Source organism: Paenibacillus sediminis (genome assembly GCF_017873765.1).
Taxonomy (GTDB): domain Bacteria; phylum Bacillota; class Bacilli; order Paenibacillales; family Paenibacillaceae; genus Paenibacillus_AG; species Paenibacillus_AG sediminis.
In genome coordinates this window covers 963925-984233 of sequence record NZ_JAGGKP010000001.1, presented here as the reverse complement: position 1 = coordinate 984233, position 20309 = coordinate 963925, and the positions used below count along the sequence as shown (strand labels likewise).

The following is a 20309-nucleotide window of genomic DNA, read 5'->3' as shown; positions in this document are numbered from 1 at the left end:
ACGCCTTTAATGGCGGCTGGCTTTTCCTTTTTTTATTTCGTATTTCATCTAAAATCGATTGACAGAAATATTTTCCAGATGTAAAAGTAACTGTGGAGGGGATGTCGATGATTACATGGTTAGACCACTTATTATCCATTCATACTGTGATATGGTTATTCCCGATCGCGTTTATGTTTCATGACCTCGAAGAAATCGTAATGGTTGAGAGCTGGATGAAGCGCAATCGTGCACACTTGTATAACCTGTTGTCTGCCCGAATGGTTAACGTCATGGAAAGAAATTTTAGTATGAGCACCGCTTCATTTGCAGTAGCCGTATCCGTTATGCTGATCGGTGTGTCATACGCTGCAGTAAGTGCCGGTTTATCTGTAGATCACGGCGGTTCCATGTTGCCTTTTGCAGGAGCCTTAGCGGTGTTCTTCTTACATGCGTTCACACATATAGGTCAGGCCATTTATGTTCAAAGATATACGCCAGGGGTGCTCACTTCGATCATCATCGTTCTTCCATACTCGGTGTATGCCTACTACCGGTTATTTGGAGACAGTTTAATAACATGGAAAATAGCGCTGCTCGGTATACCCGTCGGATTCTTATGCGGTGCATTACTTCTTTCGATTGGACACTTTACAGGTAGACTCATAAAGAATAGTTAATGGTTTACACGGGAAAGTCTTGCTCACGATCTTTGCAAATAAATCAACAGAAGCATATGATGAATGTAATTGAAACTATACATATCATGACATTAAGGGGAGACTGACTAGGATGAGAGATTTTGAGAAATCACTTGAACAATATGCAGAATTGGTCGTTAAAGTGGGGGTCAACATTCAGCCGGGGCAGGTACTGATGGTGACCGCACCACTTGAGACACTGGATTTTACTCGTCTAATCGTGAAAAAAGCATATGAAGCTGGAGCTAAATACGTACAGGTGGACTTCGAGGATGATCAAATTACACGCAGCCGCTTCGAATACGGAGCAGACGGAACTTTTGATTATTATCCTTCATGGAGAGCCGAAATGCTTGAAAAATTTGCGGAAGAAGGCGGAGCTACTTTGACGATTAAGGTGCCTGATCCAGAGCTGTATAAGGGCATCGATTCGGACAAAGTCGCTCAAGCGACGAAGGCCGCAGCAGCCGCAAGACGCGCTTACTCCAATTACACAAGAAATAACAAGATCAGCTGGTGCTTGATTAAAGCGCCTACGAAAGCTTGGGCAAACAAAGTCTTTGCTGACTATCCCGAAGATGAGCGAATGAACGTCATGTGGGAGACCATTTTCCGAATGAACCGCGTGGATGGCGGTGACGCAGTGGAGAATTGGAAGAAGCACTTAAGTCAGCTTAAGGACATGCAAGAGAAACTTAACCTTAAAAAATATAAAAGCTTGCATTACCGTGCACCAGGTACGGATTTGAAAATCGAGCTGGTGGACGGTCATATTTGGCGTGGAGGCGCAAGTAAGAATCAGCAGGGGCATGATTTTGTAGCCAATATGCCGACTGAAGAAGTGTACACAATGCCTAAGCGCAGTGGTGTAAACGGTTATGTAACGAGCACAATGCCGCTGAATTTGAACGGACAACTGGTTGATCAAATCAAGTTCACCTTCAAGGATGGCAAAGTAACTGAGTATTCTGCGAAATCGGGTGAGAATCATCTGAAAAATTTGCTGTCCACGGATGAAGGAGCGAGTTATTTGGGCGAGGTAGCGCTCGTACCGCATAACTCACCAATCTCGAATCTAAATCGCATATTCTATAATACAGGCGTAGACGAGAATGCCTCTTGTCATTTGGCTCTAGGCAGCGCGTATCCATTCAACCTGGAAAATGGCACACAGATGACGCAAGAGCAGCTTCTTCAACATGGCTGCAACGTAAGCCTCACTCATGTCGATTTTATGATAGGCTCTAGTGAACTCGATATCGACGGAGAGCTGCCGGACGGAACAATAGAGGCTGTATTCCGCAAGGGAAATTGGGCAATTTGATACGATATTCATTGATGAGAAAGAAGGACCCGCTTCACCATTGAAGCGGGTCCTTTCATTTGAGTTTTTCATCAATGCTAATCATTTATTTTCTGTGAACACAAACCGTTTGGGCGAATGATTCGTTACCTGTAAATGAATACATTTTATTTATGGGAGGGAACGATCAATGAGTAACAAGAAAACTATTTGGGGATGGCTCGGATTTGGAGTAAGTATCCTAATTGTACTGTTAGCTCTACCTTTTACATCAGTATTTGCGGAAAATACATCAACCGGTGCTAGTATTAAATCTGATGTGAAAACGGCCGAGGATTTGGGTGTACTATTGGGAGATGGGAAAGGTCTAACTCCTGAATACTTAATGAAGTCAACGACACGTTTGCAAGCAGCCATTATTTATTTGCGGCTCAAAGGCTTAGGGGATGAAGCAAGAGCATTTAAAGGAACAGATAATTTTGCGGATGCTGGTCAAGTAGGAGCTTCTAATCTTCCGATTCTCGCCTATTTAAAGGCTCACCCTAATCTGGAATGGTTGGGATCTGGGAACAATCAGTTTGAACCGCTGGAACAAGTTACTGTACAACAATTTTATAAAGTGATGCTGTCTGCGCTAGGATATGAATCCGGATCTGACTTCTCTTATGCGGATACGCTCTCCTTCGCTAAAGAATACGGGATTTATACCGTCTCGAATCGTCATCGATTTGTGAATAGAGATATAGCAACTGCAGTCGTTCAAACATTGTCACTTAAACTGAAAGGAAGCAGCAAGACTTTATCTGATATGCTTGTTGCAAAAGGAGCTCTCAAAGCGAAGCAGACAGAAAAGTTAGCCAATTCCCGTATTAATATGATGACTGACCAGAAACTGGGTGACTATTTAACTGATGATCATGGAATGACCTTATATTATTTTACAAAAGACGTGGCAAATCCGAACGCTTGTCAAGGCGGCTGCTTGGCGGCTTGGCCGATTTTCAGCAAAACAAATTTTCAGGTGCCAGCGGGTTTAAATGTGGACGATTTTAAAGTTTTCAAACGAACAGATGGCAAAGAGCAGGTTACTTATAAAGGATGGCCATTATACTATTTTGCTGGAGACAAAAAGGCAGGAGATACGAATGGAGAAGATGTCGAGCATGCCTGGTTTGTCATCAAATCACCAGAATACTCTATAGCGATCGGCACAGATAAGGATCTCGGAAATTATTTGACAGACGCAGACGGGAATTCGTTATATTATTTTACAAAGGATACTCCAAATACGAGTAACTGCAGCGGAGGATGCCTGAAGTTATGGCCGATTTTCCACGCCGACACTATCGTTGTTCCAACGGGATTTAATGCTGCGGATTTTGGAGAAATTACAGGCTCGGACGGAGCTAACCAAACGACTTACAAAGGGCATCCGCTATATTATTATGCCGGCGATCATAAGCGCGGTGATGTGACAGGTCAGGACGTTCAAGATTCATGGTATGTTATCGAGCCGGGAGCAACTTTTAAATGAGTAACAGTACTGATGCAGCATGAAGATGATTTTCCGTAAATAAGCAGGTAAGCGCCGGAGGTGAAGAGGGTTTGGACGTCATATCGGATGCTGAACTCATGCGAAGGGTTCATGATAAACAACGTTTTGCTCTAGAAGAATTATATGATAGATATGTAAAATTGGTCTATTCCTTTGCAATGAAGGCAACACGCGATGAACAGAAATCCAGAGAAATCGTCCAGCTCGTATTTATGCGCCTATGGACATCATCTTTGAGCTTTGATCCTGCCAAAGGCAAGTTCGTCAATTGGCTCATCACGATCACCCGCAATATTACCATTGACTATTTGCGGATTCAGAATAGAAAGAACCATTTGGTAGATATTACAGATTTCAGAGCAGTGGAAGCGGCCGAACTGACAGAGGAAACAGTGATCGAGCAATTGCAGCGTCAGCGCATCAGGCAAGCTTGTCAGGAGTTAAACGAGAAGCAAGCACAATTAATCGAACGCATATATTGGCAGGGCTTTACACTTAGTGAAATTGCTGAACAGAATAATGAGCCGCTTGGAACGGTAAAAAGTCGATTACATCTTGCGTTGAAGATTTTAAGAAATCATTTGGGCCTGGCCCAAGGAGGGGTGCGGGATGTCGAACTCTAAATTGCCGGAATGTGATCTAATGCTAGACGTACTTACAGGTGAATGTACAGAGATTGAACGGCTTCAGTTCGAACGTCATCTGCACTACTGTCATTCTTGTCGCCAGGAGTGGGATGATTTTCGGGAAATATGGGAGGTATTGCCCATGGATATGGACGAAATTGCTGTCCCGAATGATTTGAAACAGGAAGTAATGAGCAACATATTTAGGCCTGAATCTGTTCAACATCAGATGTATTCCAACAGGAAAACATTCGTTTTTACGAAGGTATGGAAATCACCAATATTCTATGCTTCGATGACAGTTGTAGTATTGTTGCTCTTGGGAGCGTGGAAATGGGATGCATTACATGCCGGATATTTAACGGGGAATAGGAGTACATTACACATCCCTATGAAAGAGATTGAAGATTTCCCTATGTACTCTTTTTCCTCGAATATGCCAGATGTCAAGGGAAACGTGTCGTTAGTGAGTCAAGGCCAAACGAAAAAATTGATCATTACAATGAATGGTCTCCATCCAACGACAGGAAAAAATGTGTATCAGGTGTGGCTGCTGCATGGAGATGAACGTTACAATTGCGGTACTTTCCGAGTGAGTTCGGATGGGCGAGGGGTATTAATCTATCAATTATTAGATCCTGATGTACAGATTGATGGATTTGGAATTACGCTTGAACCTGATTCTAATGGGAGCAAGCCGCGGGGGATCAAAGTGGCCGGCACTAAGCCGAAGCAAGTATAATAGATGTTATAGAGCAAAAAAAACTTCTGGGTATGATCACTGCCCCCATCTGGAGGATGTACACTTGCAAACCGTGAGAACAAAATATTTTGATTATGGTCAAGAAGAAATCGATTATTTGAAAAGCGCGGATGAAACGCTCGGGAAAGCGATGGCACGAATGGGCAAAGTTGAACGTGTCATTATTCCTGATCTTTTCGCCGCGCTTGTATATGCCATTGTGGGTCAGCTTATTTCGGCTAAGGCAGCCCAAACGATATGGGAAAGGATGCAGGAACGATTCGGAGAAATTTCCCCGCATAATATCGCTATGCAGTCCGCTGATGATATTCAAAAATGCGGTATGTCGATGAAAAAGGCAGTTTACATTCAAAATATTGCTAAAACGATTGCCCAGGGCGGTTTTGATTTAGAAGGTCTAAATCATTTGTCAGACAATGAAGTCATCAAAAAGCTAATGACATTGAACGGTGTTGGTAAATGGACCGCCGAAATGGTGCTTATCCATGCAATGGAACGTCGTGACGTAGTCAGCTGGGGCGATATAGCCATTCGCCGCGGTATGATGAAACTGTACGGACTAAGTACTATTACAAAAGAGCAGTTTGAGCAATATCGTCTTAGATATTCGCCTTTCGGTTCAGTAGCTTCGATTTATTTGTGGCAAATTTCATTTGAATAGGTGAGAGGTGGTCAGGGTTCGGATCCACTTCACGATCGGTTTCCACCGTTTATACTGATACGAACCCTATTGCCAAGGCGTAGGAACAGGTCAATATCTCTGCGAACAAGGGTACTGCGGGTTTCTCGGAACTTCGATACTGGCATCTTGCGTACATAACAGTAAGTACATCCGAACGAACAGCCTGTATAAGGAGTTTTATATACATATTTCGTCTTCATACGCTTGCTGTATACCTTCTTTCAACATGACAGTGTCCCGCTCCAACTGCGCGAACTGAAGATGGTTTTTGAATGCTGTTCGAAAACCTAACATTAGCCCAGCTCGCCATTTCCTCAAAGGATTGATGATTAGAACCCACGTAACAAAGGCCTTCAGTTGTAGCCGCGATATGCAGGTTCCATTCTTTGCAGGTTAATAACGTCCAAAAAATTGGTGAATTCATTTCATTTTTCATTTTCGACCTTCCTTATGCTTCTGATTTCATTCTGCATCTGACGGTAGCATGCTAGGGTGTAGCCAGTTTTCTTTTTAAACAGAGTTACAAAATAAGGGGTATTTGACAATCCCACACTCTGGCCAATCTCAGCAATCGATTTGTCGGTAGTCACTAGCTGATACTTGGCCTGCTCGATCCGTTTTTGCTGGATACACTCTACCGGAGTGATGCCCTTGATTCTCTTAAATGTCCGGTGCAGATGATATGGACTGCCATGACTTCGTTCTGCGAGTAGGTTCAACGTTAAATGTTCCATGTAGTTCTTATCTATATAATCATTCACTAGAGCAACCCACTCCTCATCCGGCAATCGTTGACCGGTAGGTTTGCATCGTTTGCATGGACGGAAATTTGCAGACAGGGCCTCATCGGCGGTGCGAAATAAACAGATATTTTCTCTTTTAGGAGGTCTTGATTTGCAGGACGGCCGGCAGAAAATTCCCGTCGTTTTCACTGCGTAAAAAAAATGTCCGTCGTAAGAATGATCATTATGGATGATGGCCTGCCATTTTTCGTCCGTCAAAGTTTCCTGTGTTGTTAAGTTACTTTCATCGTCTACGATTCCGATAGATTTCTCAGGTTCCCACTTCATTTGCTTCTCCATCTTCCGTTCACCTCCACGAACAGTATAACCTCTAATGCGAACTTTTGTACCCCTTCTTCAATGTAAAAGCAAGATAATGAAATATCTAGCCTCAACTTGTGAGAGGAATTATCTTCTTATCAACATTTTACTTTATCTTTGGTAAGGTGTTAGATAGAGGTGAACTGTCATGATAAAAAAACTTTGTTTATTCTGTGATCAACTTGTTCCTATAGAATCAAATGGTGATTACGATAAATATATAGGTTGTCACTGCTCACCTGGAGGTTCCTATCAACTTTTGAGAAGCAGCTACGATCTAATCCATTCATACTCCCATGCAAAGAAACGTCAACTCTTTCCGATCATATCGGCTTACATTCGGGAGATGACAGATCGTGATGAACTGGTGAAGTTATCGATGGATGATTTAGAGACGATTGCTAATTCCCCGAACATACCGATGACCATTGAGGAAAAGGGAAGTCGGTTATTGCAATATATGTACAGACATTCTAAGGGACCGGGAGAACCTGTTGTCATCCAGCCGCTTGCTCATAGCTATAATTTGACGTATTCTCCCAATCTACAAGAGCTTGTCTATATTATTGATCAGCTTCGAAACGACCAATTCATCGTAAGGGAAGGCATGACCTTTAAGCTTACCGACAAAGGTTGGAGCGAAGCTGCTGCCAGAGCTGGAGGGCGAAAGTTAAAGCCATGCTCCGTTTTACTTGGGGACGATCATGAATTGTCTGCCCAGTGGTCTGAACAGGTGCTTCCAAGAATCGAACAGTGCGGGTATCAACCCATTTTAGTGAATCATTCGAATAAGACCAATCGCGATAATGATTTTACTAAGCAAATTTCCGAGAGTAAGCTTATTATCGCGGATTTAACCAGTCATTCACCAGAGGTATATTTTGCAGCGGGTTATGCGCTCGGCATGAATATTCCGGTCATTTTCACGGTGAAGCGCAGTCATTTGGATCAAGTCATTCCATCTCATCAGATACGTCCACTTGCGTGGGACACAGCAGAGGAGCTGGCAGCTATGCTGCAGCAGAAATTAAGCTATCATTTGTCTTCATTAGTAAAGTGAGCAGTATGAGTTCAAAGTTGGAATCTTTGTGTTATACATGAAATCTGGCATCCCTAAAGCAGTTTGGGGATGCTTTTTTTATTTGCCTGGTATCGTCTAACTGTTTCAATCTTGGTAAGATGATAAATGTAACTTCATATTTTGTGATCTATGCTGAATGTCAACTTGAAACGGAATGTACGATAACCGCAATCAGGCCTTTAAGCGAGAACAACTGCTTGATACAGTGTGGCCGCTAGAATATCCTGTGGAACGAACGGTCGACGACCATATTTACAGGCTACGGAAAAAGCTTAAACATTGGGACGGCATTGCAATCAATACGGTACGGGGATATGGATACAGCCTTACTGTAAGTGAACCAAGGCGGATGGAAAATCCTTCGATGAATGACGAGGACATGAAGGAAGCCGTAAGCGACATGTTCAAAAAATATCATTTATTCGGTCAGGGAAAATCAATGCTTGCGCTCTCTACCCAGCAAGAGGTGCTCGGTTTCGAGGTTGGCCCTTTTTATCGAATGTATATGCGTTTCATTCAGGGGGACATCAACTGGTTTATCGGCGTCAACGGTATTCCGGTCCGAGAAAAGCTGTTTTTTAAAACATCATGCGCTCGAAGCCGCACTAATCGGCAAATATGAAGCGGCTTTCAAAGCACTTGATAAGGAATACGAGCTGACGAAACATAAGCAAGAGTTAGAACAGGTCATCGAAAGTGTATTGGCACCTGTCTGATATTCCTCTGACATTCAAATGTTATGATCATTTCATATCTCGATATCGGAGGAATGATCCATGGATAAAACGATTCGTTTGGGAGCGCTGTCGAACCGAAACTTCAGGCAAATATTTTTTGCCTATGCCTTCGCTTCCTTCGGAGACTGGTTCGACATGCTAGCCATTCAGGTGTTGGTAGCTTACCGATGGGACGTTGACCCGCTTCTTCTCGCGCTGATCCCTGCCACCATGGGCATGCCGGGCGTGTTGCTCGGTTCTTTTGCCGGAACCATGGCATGGGCATTTTCCTTTTGGGCAGCTCCCGATCGGGAACGGAGACGGGCATTCTGCTCGGTTATGGTGTTTTGATCGGTATTGGAAACGGGCTGTATATGGTGACGCAAAACTATATACTGCAAAAAGAAACGCCTGCGGACATGACTGGGCGCATATTCGGCATTCAAAATACGATTATTAGTTTAATTATGCTGACAGCTCCGTTTGCAGGCGGAATGCTCATCCGTTCTTCTGGAGCGGGGAACGCATTCGTGCTGATCGGTCTTGTGACTAGCGCGCTCGGTATGCTGGGTGTGATACTAAGAAGCATAATATGGCCAGTTTCGGAACAAAAAAAAGTGTTGGGTATAAGTCGAAATGTTTGACGGTTTCGATTGATCCAAAATTGAATAATGTGCACTCTACTGGGAGATACAGAGATACGTACAGGATAATGACATATGTCTAACGAATACTTTGGATACTAATGTGTATACCTTCTGGATCGAAAGGAGCGAGTTCCCATCAAAGTTGTATTAATTCGTCACGGTCAAAGCGTATGGAATTTGGAGAATCGGTTTACGGGCTGGACAGATGTAGACTTATCCGAAAATGGACTTAACGAAGCAAGAGATGCCGGGATCATTTTGCGAAAAAATGGATTTGAATTTGATGTTGCTTTTACGTCCGTCTTAAAGAGAGCGATAAGAACGCTATGGATTATTTTGCACGAGATGGACCTGATGTGGATTCCTGACCATAAGACATGGAAATTGAATGAAAGACACTACGGTGCGTTACAAGGGCTCAATAAAGCGGAGACTGCCGAAAAATATGGAGAAGAACAAGTTCATCTATGGAGAAGGTCTGCAGATGTAAGACCTCCGGCACTCGATAAAAATGATGAAAGATATGAGGCTTCTCATCCCAAGTATAAAGACCTGAAAGAAGGCGAGTTTCCTCTTACGGAAAATCTTGAAGATACCGGCGAAAGAGTATTGCAATATTGGAACGAAACAATTGTACCTGCTATAAAAGACGGAAAGCGGGTCATTATTTCTGCACATGGGAATACGATAAGGTCACTTGTCAAATATTTGGATAACATTCCTTCGGACGGGATTGCCAACTTAAATATTCCAACGGGCGTACCTCTTGTATATGAATTTGATGATGACCTCAAGCCAACTAGACGTTATTATTTAGGAATTGACGGCGAACTTGATGAAGGAGTAATTCCTGAACACATTAAATGAAACTGAGAAACAAATAACGAAAAACACTGTATAAACAGAGAGAAGTTTCTGATTTGTGCAGTGTTTTTTGTGTGCTTAAGAACTAAGCTGTAATGCTCGATGATTACGATTTATAACTGGAACATGTATAATGAAGTGAATACATAAGTTTAAGGAGGATTCATTTTGTTTATATGTGAAGTTGAAGTACCCGTTAGATATGCGGAAACAGATGCCATGGGAATTGTTCATCACGCCAACTATCTCGTATGGTTTGAGCTAGCTAGAACGAAATACCTTGATGACATCGGAATCAGTTATCCGTCAATAGAATCAAGAGGATTCCTAATACCCGTTCTCGAAGTGAATTTAACATATAAAAAACCTTTCCGATATGGTGAGACGGCACTCGTTAAAACCTGGATCGAACAATATGAAGGACTCAAAGTGATTTACAATTATGAGATCTATAATGGGCAAGGCGAACTTTGTATAGAAGGGTCCACCTCACATGTTGTTGTGAAGAAGGAGAACTTTAAACCGATTAATATCAGAAAACATCTTCCTGATTTACATACCGCCTGCGAAGAGAATAAACGTTGACATTTTATATAAATTGTTCGTTGTGGAGCACTTATCTTGAGTGCTCTATTTTTTTATCTTGAACTAACTTACGCATTTGAAAAATATAATGAATAGACAGTACATTTTTCTAGGTATGCAGCGTACGGATTTCAATATAAAGTATGGAGGGGGAATTAGGTGTGAACATTTCAGCCTATTTATCGATGAATGCTCGTAAGTATCCGTGCAAAGAAGCTCTTATCATGGGGCAAGACAGAATTAGTTTTGAGCAATGGGAAGACACCGCTAATCGTATGGCATACCATTTACACTCCCTAGGAATAGACAAGAACGATAAAGTAGTGATGATGATGCCGAATTGCCTCGAATTCGCCGTCATGTATATGGCTGTAATTCGCTGCGGGGCTATCATTATCCCTATAAACATCCGTTCTACAAAGGATGAAGTTACATATATTGTGGAGCATTCAAATGCAAAAGGAATCATTGTGCACGACACTGTTCTACTCACTGTAGAGGACATCCGCTTGAGTACGAACGTTGCCATCACAATAACCACGGGGGCAGGTTCCGACAATTGGATAGGGCTATCAAGCCTAACTCTGAGCAAATCAGAGCACAAAATAAAAGGGCTTACAGGAATTGTACATACTTTTAGCGAAGATAATGAGGTCAGCATTTTATATACATCGGGTACCACAGGGAAGCCAAAAGGCGTTCTCTTTACCCATCGAAATCTCTTAACCGTAGCAACGATGATGATCGCTGAAATGAACATCAAGCACGACAGTCGTATTTTGCAGCTTATGCCTCTCAGTCATTCCGCACCCCTTCATTTACTATTCATCGCAGGTATTATCAGCGGAGCAACTCAAGTTCTTGCACCTGCCTTCTCACCAGATCTACTGCTTGAACTCACTGAAAAAGAGCAAATAACTCATTTTTTTGGAGCGCCTGTTGCCTATCTGTTGACGATGAAGCATTCGCGTTTCATGGAATATGATCTATCTTCTGTTCGGTACTGGATCTATGGCGGTGCCCCTCTATCAACGGAAATGGCACAAAGCATGGAAAGAGGCTATGGAAGAGAAAAATTAGTCAGCGTATATGGTTTGACGGAAGCGGGTCCATCTGGAGCTTGTTTGTTCCATGCAGAGCATCCTGACAAAGTAGGCAGCATTGGAAACCGAGGTGTATTATTTACGGAGCTGGAAGTCGTTAACGAACATGGCGTGTCTGTCAAGCCAGATGAAATCGGTGAAATACGAATTCGCGGCGAAGGGAATATGAAGGAATATGTTCGAAATACTGAGGCTACTAAAGATACGTTAAGAGACGGATGGGTGTACTCCGGTGACCTTGCTAAAGTGGACGAAGACGGTTTTATTTGGGTTATTGATCGGAAGAAAGATGTCGTTATAACAGGCGGTGTGAACGTATTTCCCAAAGAAATAGAGACAGTGCTTGGACAACATCCGGCTATTCAGGAATTGGCTGTGGTTGGTGTTCCTCATCCAGAATGGGGTGAATCCATCAAGGCCTGCCTCGTTATCAAGGAGGACGAGTGGAACAAAGGCGGAAGTGTGAAGGATTGGCGCCAAGAAGTACATCATTTTTTACAAGGGAAAATCGCTGATTATAAAATACCTCACCTTGTGGAATGTATCCCAAGTCTTCCGCGCAATTCAAATGGCAAGATTCTGAAGCACGTATTACGAAAATGATACAGGAGGAATGTGATCATGAGAAATATTCAAGCGGAAATTAATAAACGCCAATATTCAGATAATATTCCACATCCGAGAGAATCTGCTAAGAACTTTTTCACTACAGACCCCAATCTCATTTACCATGTACAGCGTTTCCTCCCCCCATCTATGCAAAAATGGGCGATGGAGCAATTAACGACTTTTGGCGAACGAGTGGCTGGTCCGATAGACGACAGGGCTGCCTATACGGACGCAGAAGGGAAACCAAAACTTAAGAAATATAACCGCTTAGGCGAAGACATATCAGAGATTGTAACGAATGATGGTTATAAAAAGACTGTGGCTGAAGTATACGGAGCGGGAATTGTCAGTCACCTGTATCATCCCGTAGAACAATTGGGAACTACAGTCCCCTATATGTATTCCTTCTTGATGGGTTATCTCCTTAGCCAATCCGAAACCGGGTTCTATTGCCCAGTTACGCTTACGATGTCAGCTGCTTATTTAATTGATACTTTTGGTGATGATCACCAGAAGAAGACTTATCTAACGGGACTTACTTCTACAGACTATGAGACTCTTTACGAAGGTGCTACGTGGTTAACAGAAAGACAAGGGGGCTCTGATGTAGGAGCAAATCGAACAGTGGCAGTAAAAGTAGATGGAGAGGAGAATGTATACACTCTAACCGGGGAGAAATTTTTTGCGAGCAACGCTGGCGCCATGGTGGCCACGGTTCTCGCTCGAGTGGATGATCAGAAGCAGGGAACTAAAGGGCTCGGATTGTTCCTTGTTCCTTGGATCAAGCCAAATGGACAAAAGAATCAAATTTATATTCGTAGATTAAAAGAAAAGCTCGGCGTAAATGCAGTTCCGTCAGCGGAAGTTATTTTGGAAGGCGCAGAGGGCTATCTGATCGGAAAAGCTGAAAACGGATTTAAATATATGGCCGAAGCACTCAATATTTCACGTATATGCAATGCCGTCGCTTCCGTTGGTATTATGCGCAGGGCGCTTCATGAAGCCGTGTATTATGCCGAAAACCGAGCCGCCTTTGGAGCAAACATCACCCAATATCCGATGGTACGCGAAATGATTAGTTCGCAGCTTAGAGATGTCGAAGTGAGTACGAGTGCTGTTTTTCATATGATCGAATATTTTGACAAGGTGATAAATGGAACTGCAACGCTGGAAGAGCGAGTGATGTCGCGGGTTCTGATTCCACTTATTAAATATCGGACAGGAGAAGAGGCAGTGGAGGCCGCTCATACGGCGATAGAAATTCATGGGGGGAATGGTTACATCGAAGAATACGTTACACCTAGACTGCTTCGAGATGCACAGGTCACCACCGTATGGGAGGGGTCTTCGAATATATTAGCCCTAGACTTACTACGAGTGATCGAGAAAGAGAATGGGCACGAACTGTTCATGCGAACAATGCATGTCCTTATCGACGGTTTGACTCATTCGTTATCGATGCCTTTCGCCGTGCAGCTCAGAAATCAACTGACCATCTTAAACGATAATCTAACTTATCTTCTTCAGCAGCCAAAAGACTACCTAACATACAAACTGAAGTCAATAGCAGACCATATGGTGGATATTTACTCTCTCTGCTGCATCGTAAGAGAAGCACAAGATCAATTAGAGAATGATGGGAATGCTCGAAAATACGTTGTAGCTGAGCTTTACTGGAAGAAACATTTCTATGCTGATGCGAATCGTGGTATACAGGGGGATTCTCTCCTTGATGTTCAATTTTATTCAGAGCTATTAAATTATGGACACATAACGGAAGAGCAAATACAAAGTGCCAGCATTTTTCGTAATTCGCTTGAGGAGCTAAGTGATATTCAATCATAATTTAACGATGTCTATGCAAACAGGCTGATTCATGGAATGTAAATAGTCGGTCTGTTTTTTATTGATTGAAACCGTTATTATCATGAAATAAAATGAAATTATTGGATTTTTTTTACTTAAAGAAAACAATTCAAGAGTAAACTGCAAGAAAAAGGAGTTTTGTTGATGAATGCGAAGCGGGTATTTTTTCTGTTCTTGCTGCTCAATATTTTAAATTATTTAGACCGCAATGTGACCTCGGGCGTACTGCCAGTCCTTCAACAGGATTTTAAATTTAATGATGCTGCTGCGGGCCTGCTTGGAACGGCATTCATGATTACATATGCGATTACAGCGATTCCTTTCGGAATATGGTCAGACCGCTGGAAACCTCATAAGGTGGCTGCAATTGGTACGGCAATTTGGAGTATAGCCACAATCGGGTCGGCATTTGCATGGAGCTTTTCTTCTTTGTACCTGTTTCGAGCTTTGGTTGGTATAGGTGAAGCGGCATTTGTGACGACAGGCAGTTCGATTCTTTCAGGCCTTTATCCTGAAGGCAAGCGTGCCAAAACACTCGGATTATTTAATTTGGGATTGCCGATCGGCAGCGCGCTTGGGGTGACATTAGGCGGTGCCATCGCTTCCTCATTAGGTTGGGAGTGGGCTTTTGCAATTGTAGGGATTCCAGGACTCTTGCTGGCTTATCTTACGTGGAGACTGCCTGATGTTGATTTCAGTAAGGTTAAGGGAGAAGGAAGACTGGAAATCCGCAAAGGAGACGTCATCAAAATTTTTTCGAATATTCCATTTCTATTGTCCTCGTTGGGTTATGCAGGGATAGCATTTGCATTCGGCGCCATTGCTTATTTCGGTCCAAGCTTGCTGCATCGGTCTTTCGGATTTTCAGTTGCTTCATCGGGAACAGTAGCCGGAGGACTCATTGTTGTTGCAGGCTTAATTGGTGCACCGCTCGGCGGGATGATTGCAGATATGTGGCAGAAACGTAATCCGAGAGGCCGAATATACACAGTCTCATCAGCAATGCTCCTATCTGCGATTTGTCTCGCAATCGGAATGCAAGTTTTAAGTTTGCCGCTTCTATTCGCTTCTGTTTTCTTTATGATGTGGCACGTTGGTATTGCGTCAGCTATTGTGTTTGATGTATCTTATAGACCCCTTTGGAATACAACTCAAGCATTAGCCATGTTTATTATGCATCTATTCGGAGATGTATTCAGCACTACGATCGTCGGCACCATTTCAGATCGAAGCGGATTAGTGCAAGCCATTCAAATTTTGTCGGTACCTATGCTTGCGTCAGCATTGTTATTTATAGCGATTATTATTTATGTTCCTAGTAAACGGCGGTCAGTTCAGCCACCCAATGCAAATGAGTTGATGTTATAAGCGCTCGAGGTCATCAATCACTTTAGCTAGTTTCGCTATTTTGCCATAATTGTAGCACTTCAACTTGTTCAAGTGACCTATAAGATATATAATAAACAAGGGTATATAGAAGACCGATTATGTAATTCATGTTGGAAAGAGAGCGAGAAAAGTATGGGTCGTAAGTGGAATAATATTAAAGAAAAAAAAGCTTCAAAAGATGCAAATACGAGTCGTATATATGCAAAATTTGGACGCGAGATTTATGTGGCGGCTAAACAAGGTGAACCGGATCCAGAATCGAACCGAACCTTAAAAGTCGTACTCGAACGTGCAAAGACGTACAATGTACCGAAAGCGATCATTGACCGTGCACTTGAAAAAGCAAAAGGTAATTCGGATGAAACCTATGACGAACTTCGTTATGAAGGCTTCGGACCCAATGGATCCATGGTCATCGTAGACGCACTGACAAATAATGTGAACCGTACCGCTTCAGAAGTGCGTGCTGCATTTAGTAAAAATGGCGGCAGCATGGGGGTAAGCGGATCTGTAGCATATATGTTTGATGCCACAGCTGTTATTGGTTTAGAGGGTAAATCAGCAGAAGAAGTGTTAGAAATATTAATGGAAGCAGAAGTAGACGTGCGAGACATTATAGAGGAAGATGATGCAGTTATCATTTATGCGGAACCAGATCAGTTCCATGCAGTGCAAGCAGCTTTCAAAAATGTCGGAATTACTGAATTCACAGTAGCTGAACTTACAATGCTTCCGCAGACTTATGTAACACTTCCAGAAGACGCACAAGCACAATTCGAAAAAATGATTGATGCGTTAGAAGATCTAGAAGATGTTCAACATGTTTACCACAATGTGGATTTTGGTGAATGAGTCTGATCGATCTATTTTATTAAACATGTGAATTCTAGAGAAGAGCGCCTTTTGAATGTTGAGACCTTGAAGGATAAACTCCCTCAAGGTCTTTTTTAACTAGATATGTACCCATCTCGTTCAACTTGTGCTTCGAGATTCTTTTCAGTATGTCTACTAATGTAGACGATTTCAGGCAAAAAAATGTTTCTTATACATTTTTAATCTTAGTCGTTTATACTGGTAATGTAGCTTTTGTACGTTACGAAAGAAAGATGAAATGATTCATGAGAGAGTAATACCTCAATTCCCGCCAGAAGATGATTTTACTGATGGTCACTAGTATGGGGTATGCTATATTTTATGATACAAAGAGCAATGAGAGTGGTGGCATATGAAAGGTTTTTTAAGCAAGTTGAAGACAAAAATTAAGAGTAATTGGCACTTGTTGCTCAATGACCCTGCAGGACCGCATCTAGTAGCAATGAGCTTTGCGATCGGGGTAATCTCAGAAATGTTGACTATACCAACAGTAGGAATCGCTTTTGTGCTAATGCTTGTTATTGTCAGGTTACTGAAGTATAGTATGACATCTGCATTAGTAGGCTATTTCTTTACAAAGATTGTATACATTCCATTAGCACCATTGGAATTAAAGATCGGAAAAAGTTTGCTCCATAATAACTTTGATCCGTATTCGCATAAATGGACATGGGCTAGAGGTGTATTACACAAAGGTGCTGAGTTGTTGCTTGGGGCTGTTATTATTGGTGGGATTTTAGCTGTCATTTGTTACTTTGTGATCAGACTTATCCTTGTACTAAGGTTAAAGCGAAGATCAAAAACCACTATTTCTTAAAAATACAAGGGCTTTAGAATCACTAGAAGATTCTAAAGCCTTTTTGTATTTTAATCTCAATAAAGATAAGTTCACACCTATCAATAAATGAATGTATTTCCAAAAAACAGTTGACTAATTTCTATACCCCAATTATTATCATTATTGATAATGATAATAAAAAAATAAATTTGTTTACAGAAGGAGACTGTATCATGAAAAAATGGATTGATTTAAAGCTAGCCGGGTTGTTAGCACTTCTTACACTATTTGGCCTTATAACCGGACTGCCTTACGTCAAGGCTACATTGGGGGATAAACTAGTTCAGTTAGACGTTCCATTATCGCTTATTTTAACCTTGCAGACCGTTCAAGGGACGATCGTTGCTTTCGTATTAGCCTTAGTTGGACTTAAAACAGGGAAGTACATAGGATTAGATTCGCCTATTTTAAGAGCTTTTGTATCGAGAACAGCTATACCTAAAATTTCAATGAATAGCTTCTTGAAGTCAATTGGATGGGGGCTAGCAGCTACAGCGATTGTGTTAGTATTGGAACTCGGAATATTCAAGCCGCTACTATCTAATGAGAATTTGCCGTCAATTAAGGTAAAGTGGTGGGAAGGTATGCTTACTGCGTTTCAAGGAGGTATTTTTGAAGAAGTTTTGTTAAGGCTGTTTCTCGCCACTCTGATTATTTGGGTGCTTTCTAAGTGGTTTGGCAGAAGGGCAGTCGTATATTGGATTGGAATCATTGCTGCGGCTTTACTCTTTGGTGTCGGGCACTTGCCGGCAGCGAAGCTTATGTTTGGCAGCTTAACTGATATTATGATCATTCGAGTCATTGTTTTAAATTCAATTGCGGGCATTATTTATGGATGGCTTTACTGGAAAAAGGGTCTGGAACACGCAATAGTAGCTCATATGGTTGGAGATATTGTACTCCACGGAATCATGGGAAGTTAACACTAGTTATACGTTATATATTGTGAATTACACAAAGACCGTCTCGGCGGTCTTTTTGCTGTGGTAGATGAAAATTAGAGTGAAAACCCATTGACTTAATACCTCTAATCGAGATATTATTACATCGAATAGAGGTATTGAAAGGGTGGGATTTATGTTAATAATTAGTGATTTGAAATATCCGAAGCATGTTTGGGTTTTATCAGTATGTGCATTACTCATTATGGCGGGCTTTTCATTTTTATGGCCTTTGACTATGATTTACGTCACTAAGGTGCTTCATCGATCTGTAAGTACTGCAGGGATTGTACTATCGGCGGAAGCGGCTGCAGGTATTTTGGGAAGTATGCTGGGCGGGGTTTTGTTTGATCGTATTGGCGGTAAAAAGACAATGATTAGTGCGTTAATTATCATTGTTATAAGCAGCTTCTTAATGATTGGATTGGAATATTGGTTAGGTTTCCTGATCGCTTTTGTGGCTATGACCATGTTCATTGGTGTCATTTTCACTTCTATTAGTGCATCTGCGGGCATGATTTGGCCTGAAGGCGGAAAGAAGCCCTATAATCTTAACTATATTTTTCAAAATATAGGTGTTGCGATCGGCACATCTTTAGGGGGGCTTACATCCTCTTATTCATTCCGCATATCATTCTTCGTTATGTCTTTGCTTTTTACAAGTGCACTCATGTTGTCTTTCACTGGATTACCTAATTTAATGAGTAATAAAATTAAAGTCATTACCGAAAGCAAAGATGGACATATGTTTCAAATGCGGGGCTTAATCCCCTTGCTTCTGCTAGGACTTGGCGGCACCTTTGTGATGATCGGTTACATTCAATGGCAAACTACCGTACCTGTGCTCATGAACGATATAGGGTTTTCGACAAGCTCATATAGCTTTCTTTGGACTATAAACGGTATACTCGTACTGGGGTTACAACCTTTTAACAAACTCATTCATGAACGTCTAAATTCAGCCCTATCACAGTTCGTGATTGGAGTAGGATTGTTTTTGTTATCCTTCATTTTAGTTTCTTTCCATGATCATTATTTGTTCTTCTTATTAGGCATGGTGTCATTGACTCTCGGGGAAGTCATCGTATGGCCATCGATTCCAGCCTTTGCATCTCAGTATGCTCCAGAAGGCCGCAAAGGGGCCTATCAAGGAATTATTAATGTATTTAATTATTGCGGACGATTGCTCGGACCCATCTTGGGTACTTCACTGTATCAGAGCTGGGGAGCTATGCCAATGCTCCTTGTTATGATACTATTTCAATTGATGGCTTTAGCGGTTTTTCTGCTAAGTCTCACTCTTTTTAACACAAAGTCAGTACGGTTAGGGAAACGTACTAACAGTTCGATTTAATAAATACACTTGTGAGGCGATCATTTTTATGTTAGAACTTGCTATTCTAGGTTTTCTTCATGAATCTCCAATGCATGGATATGAATTGAAGCAGAGATTAACGATGTTGACCGGTCATTTTCGGCCAGTAAGTGACGGTGCTTTATATCCTGCGATTAGTCGCCTAGAGAAGAATAAGTTCTTGGTAAAAAAAAGAGAACCTGGTGAAAACGGTCAAGAGAAGATGGTTCTCTATCTTACCGAAGAAGGCGTCGCCAAACTAATGAAAGAGTTAGCTGATCCAGAAGAAATGGATATTTCAGACCGAAATCGTTTTTTTACTTTACTCGCATTCCTCAAGTTTTTGGAACCACAAGCTCAAATCAACGTTTTACAACGCCGCTTGAACTTTTTGATGGGCGGGAAGAGCTTTTTTTCTAATAATGGAACTCTAATTAAATACACTGAAGATCACGATCTGTTCCGTCATGGAATGTTACATATCGCTAGGGAAACGAGCCGAGTTGAGCGCCAGTGGCTCAAGGACACCATTATCAAACTGGAAGAAATGAATAAGTAATAGAAAAATGGACAACCACTTTCCACCAAAATGGATAGTGGTTTTTTATATGCACAATTCTGTTCTGATTTTAGTATTGTGATAATCGGAAAACTGGTACATATAGATTAGTAAACAAGTAATTATTTTTTCACCATCGATGTGTGTATCTCGGAGCAATTTAACTATCTTT

At 41.8% G+C, this 20309-nt stretch carries 21 protein-coding genes and 1 pseudogene; 20 read left to right on the top strand and 2 right to left on the bottom strand.

Annotated elements, in window-relative coordinates; translation table 11 throughout:
- Positions 1–107: 107 nt before the first annotated feature.
- From J2Z20_RS04725 to J2Z20_RS04700, 6 genes are all read left to right on the top strand, one after another.
- A complete protein-coding gene (locus J2Z20_RS04725; protein WP_209845848.1) occupies positions 108–659 on the top strand; it encodes an HXXEE domain-containing protein in 552 nt (183 codons plus the stop codon).
- A 112-nt stretch (positions 660–771) separates the two neighbouring features.
- Positions 772–2004: an aminopeptidase gene (locus J2Z20_RS04720; RefSeq protein ID WP_209845846.1), complete on the top strand. Its 1233-nt coding sequence runs from the start codon at positions 772–774 to the stop codon at positions 2002–2004.
- Between the two features lie 169 nt (positions 2005–2173).
- Positions 2174–3517: a hypothetical protein gene (locus J2Z20_RS04715; RefSeq protein ID WP_209845844.1), complete on the top strand. Its 1344-nt coding sequence runs from the start codon at positions 2174–2176 to the stop codon at positions 3515–3517.
- 71 nt (positions 3518–3588) lie between these two features.
- Entirely contained in the window at positions 3589–4161 is a 573-nt protein-coding gene (locus tag J2Z20_RS04710) for a sigma-70 family RNA polymerase sigma factor (RefSeq protein ID WP_245251860.1), read from the top strand.
- Complete coding sequence (locus J2Z20_RS04705) at positions 4148–4906, top strand: anti-sigma factor (RefSeq protein WP_209845842.1); 759 nt, start codon at positions 4148–4150, stop codon at positions 4904–4906. The genes J2Z20_RS04710 and J2Z20_RS04705 overlap by 14 nt, the downstream gene beginning before the upstream one ends.
- Positions 4907–4970: 64 nt before the next feature.
- Complete coding sequence (locus J2Z20_RS04700; protein ID WP_209845840.1) at positions 4971–5588, top strand: DNA-3-methyladenine glycosylase family protein; 618 nt, start codon at positions 4971–4973, stop codon at positions 5586–5588.
- 28 nt (positions 5589–5616) lie between these two features.
- Here the strand turns inward: J2Z20_RS04700 and J2Z20_RS17905 are convergent.
- A pseudogene (locus J2Z20_RS17905) lies at positions 5617–5809 on the bottom strand (hypothetical protein); the annotation flags it as partial.
- Between the two features lie 225 nt (positions 5810–6034).
- Entirely contained in the window at positions 6035–6691 is a 657-nt protein-coding gene (locus J2Z20_RS04695; protein WP_209845839.1) for a bifunctional transcriptional activator/DNA repair enzyme AdaA, read from the bottom strand.
- A 280-nt stretch (positions 6692–6971) separates the two neighbouring features.
- Between J2Z20_RS04695 and J2Z20_RS04690 the strand changes: the two genes are divergently transcribed.
- From J2Z20_RS04690 to J2Z20_RS04625, 14 genes are all read left to right on the top strand, one after another.
- Positions 6972–7772 (top strand): hypothetical protein, encoded by an 801-nt coding sequence (locus J2Z20_RS04690; RefSeq protein WP_245251859.1) that lies wholly within the window; start codon positions 6972–6974, stop codon positions 7770–7772.
- A 175-nt stretch (positions 7773–7947) separates the two neighbouring features.
- Positions 7948–8415 carry a helix-turn-helix domain-containing protein gene (locus J2Z20_RS18105; RefSeq protein ID WP_209845834.1) on the top strand — a complete coding sequence of 156 codons (468 nt, stop codon included), beginning with the start codon at positions 7948–7950 and terminating at the stop codon, positions 8413–8415.
- A 154-nt stretch (positions 8416–8569) separates the two neighbouring features.
- A complete protein-coding gene (locus J2Z20_RS04680) occupies positions 8570–8860 on the top strand; it encodes an MFS transporter (RefSeq protein WP_209845833.1) in 291 nt (96 codons plus the stop codon).
- Positions 8803–9153 carry an MFS transporter gene (locus tag J2Z20_RS04675; RefSeq protein WP_209845831.1) on the top strand — a complete coding sequence of 117 codons (351 nt, stop codon included), beginning with the start codon at positions 8803–8805 and terminating at the stop codon, positions 9151–9153. The genes J2Z20_RS04680 and J2Z20_RS04675 overlap by 58 nt, the downstream gene beginning before the upstream one ends.
- A gap of 138 nt (positions 9154–9291) precedes the next feature.
- Positions 9292–10023 (top strand): 2,3-diphosphoglycerate-dependent phosphoglycerate mutase, encoded by a 732-nt coding sequence (gene gpmA / locus J2Z20_RS04670; RefSeq protein WP_209847291.1) that lies wholly within the window; start codon positions 9292–9294, stop codon positions 10021–10023.
- Positions 10024–10188: 165 nt separating this feature from the next.
- A complete protein-coding gene (locus J2Z20_RS04665; protein ID WP_209845829.1) occupies positions 10189–10605 on the top strand; it encodes an acyl-CoA thioesterase in 417 nt (138 codons plus the stop codon).
- Positions 10606–10766: 161 nt separating this feature from the next.
- Complete coding sequence (locus J2Z20_RS04660; RefSeq protein WP_209845827.1) at positions 10767–12311, top strand: class I adenylate-forming enzyme family protein; 1545 nt, start codon at positions 10767–10769, stop codon at positions 12309–12311.
- Positions 12312–12329: 18 nt separating this feature from the next.
- Positions 12330–14162, top strand: coding sequence for an acyl-CoA dehydrogenase family protein (locus J2Z20_RS04655; protein ID WP_209845825.1), 1833 nt, complete (start codon positions 12330–12332; stop codon positions 14160–14162).
- 165 nt (positions 14163–14327) lie between these two features.
- Positions 14328–15551 (top strand): spinster family MFS transporter, encoded by a 1224-nt coding sequence (locus J2Z20_RS04650; protein WP_209845823.1) that lies wholly within the window; start codon positions 14328–14330, stop codon positions 15549–15551.
- A gap of 153 nt (positions 15552–15704) precedes the next feature.
- Complete coding sequence (locus tag J2Z20_RS04645; protein WP_209845822.1) at positions 15705–16424, top strand: YebC/PmpR family DNA-binding transcriptional regulator; 720 nt, start codon at positions 15705–15707, stop codon at positions 16422–16424.
- Between the two features lie 373 nt (positions 16425–16797).
- On the top strand, positions 16798–17262 hold the full coding sequence (locus J2Z20_RS04640; RefSeq protein ID WP_209845820.1) for a DUF2062 domain-containing protein: 465 nt from the start codon (positions 16798–16800) through the stop codon (positions 17260–17262).
- 194 nt (positions 17263–17456) lie between these two features.
- Positions 17457–18206 (top strand): CPBP family intramembrane glutamic endopeptidase, encoded by a 750-nt coding sequence (locus J2Z20_RS04635; protein ID WP_209845818.1) that lies wholly within the window; start codon positions 17457–17459, stop codon positions 18204–18206.
- A gap of 154 nt (positions 18207–18360) precedes the next feature.
- Entirely contained in the window at positions 18361–19578 is a 1218-nt protein-coding gene (locus J2Z20_RS04630; RefSeq protein ID WP_209845816.1) for an MFS transporter, read from the top strand.
- Positions 19579–19606: 28 nt separating this feature from the next.
- Positions 19607–20137: a PadR family transcriptional regulator gene (locus tag J2Z20_RS04625; RefSeq protein WP_209845814.1), complete on the top strand. Its 531-nt coding sequence runs from the start codon at positions 19607–19609 to the stop codon at positions 20135–20137.
- Positions 20138–20309 lie beyond the last annotated feature (172 nt).

Bases quoted from the DNA above. Each gene is read 5' to 3' on its own strand.
- J2Z20_RS04725 (WP_209845848.1), top strand. From the start codon at position 108: ATGATTACATGGTTAGACCACTTATTATCCATTCATACTGTGATATGG.
- J2Z20_RS04720 (WP_209845846.1), top strand. From the start codon at position 772: ATGAGAGATTTTGAGAAATCACTTGAACAATATGCAGAATTGGTCGTT.
- J2Z20_RS04715 (WP_209845844.1), top strand. From the start codon at position 2,174: ATGAGTAACAAGAAAACTATTTGGGGATGGCTCGGATTTGGAGTAAGT.
- J2Z20_RS04705 (WP_209845842.1), top strand. From the start codon at position 4,148: ATGTCGAACTCTAAATTGCCGGAATGTGATCTAATGCTAGACGTACTT.
- J2Z20_RS04695 (WP_209845839.1), bottom strand. From the start codon at position 6,691: ATGGAGAAGCAAATGAAGTGGGAACCTGAGAAATCTATCGGAATCGTA.
- J2Z20_RS18105 (WP_209845834.1), top strand. From the start codon at position 7,948: ATGTACGATAACCGCAATCAGGCCTTTAAGCGAGAACAACTGCTTGAT.
- J2Z20_RS04680 (WP_209845833.1), top strand. From the start codon at position 8,570: ATGGATAAAACGATTCGTTTGGGAGCGCTGTCGAACCGAAACTTCAGG.
- J2Z20_RS04655 (WP_209845825.1), top strand. From the start codon at position 12,330: ATGAGAAATATTCAAGCGGAAATTAATAAACGCCAATATTCAGATAAT.
- J2Z20_RS04650 (WP_209845823.1), top strand. From the start codon at position 14,328: ATGAATGCGAAGCGGGTATTTTTTCTGTTCTTGCTGCTCAATATTTTA.
- J2Z20_RS04645 (WP_209845822.1), top strand. From the start codon at position 15,705: ATGGGTCGTAAGTGGAATAATATTAAAGAAAAAAAAGCTTCAAAAGAT.
- J2Z20_RS04640 (WP_209845820.1), top strand. From the start codon at position 16,798: ATGAAAGGTTTTTTAAGCAAGTTGAAGACAAAAATTAAGAGTAATTGG.
- J2Z20_RS04635 (WP_209845818.1), top strand. From the start codon at position 17,457: ATGAAAAAATGGATTGATTTAAAGCTAGCCGGGTTGTTAGCACTTCTT.
- J2Z20_RS04630 (WP_209845816.1), top strand. From the start codon at position 18,361: ATGTTAATAATTAGTGATTTGAAATATCCGAAGCATGTTTGGGTTTTA.
- J2Z20_RS04625 (WP_209845814.1), top strand. From the start codon at position 19,607: ATGTTAGAACTTGCTATTCTAGGTTTTCTTCATGAATCTCCAATGCAT.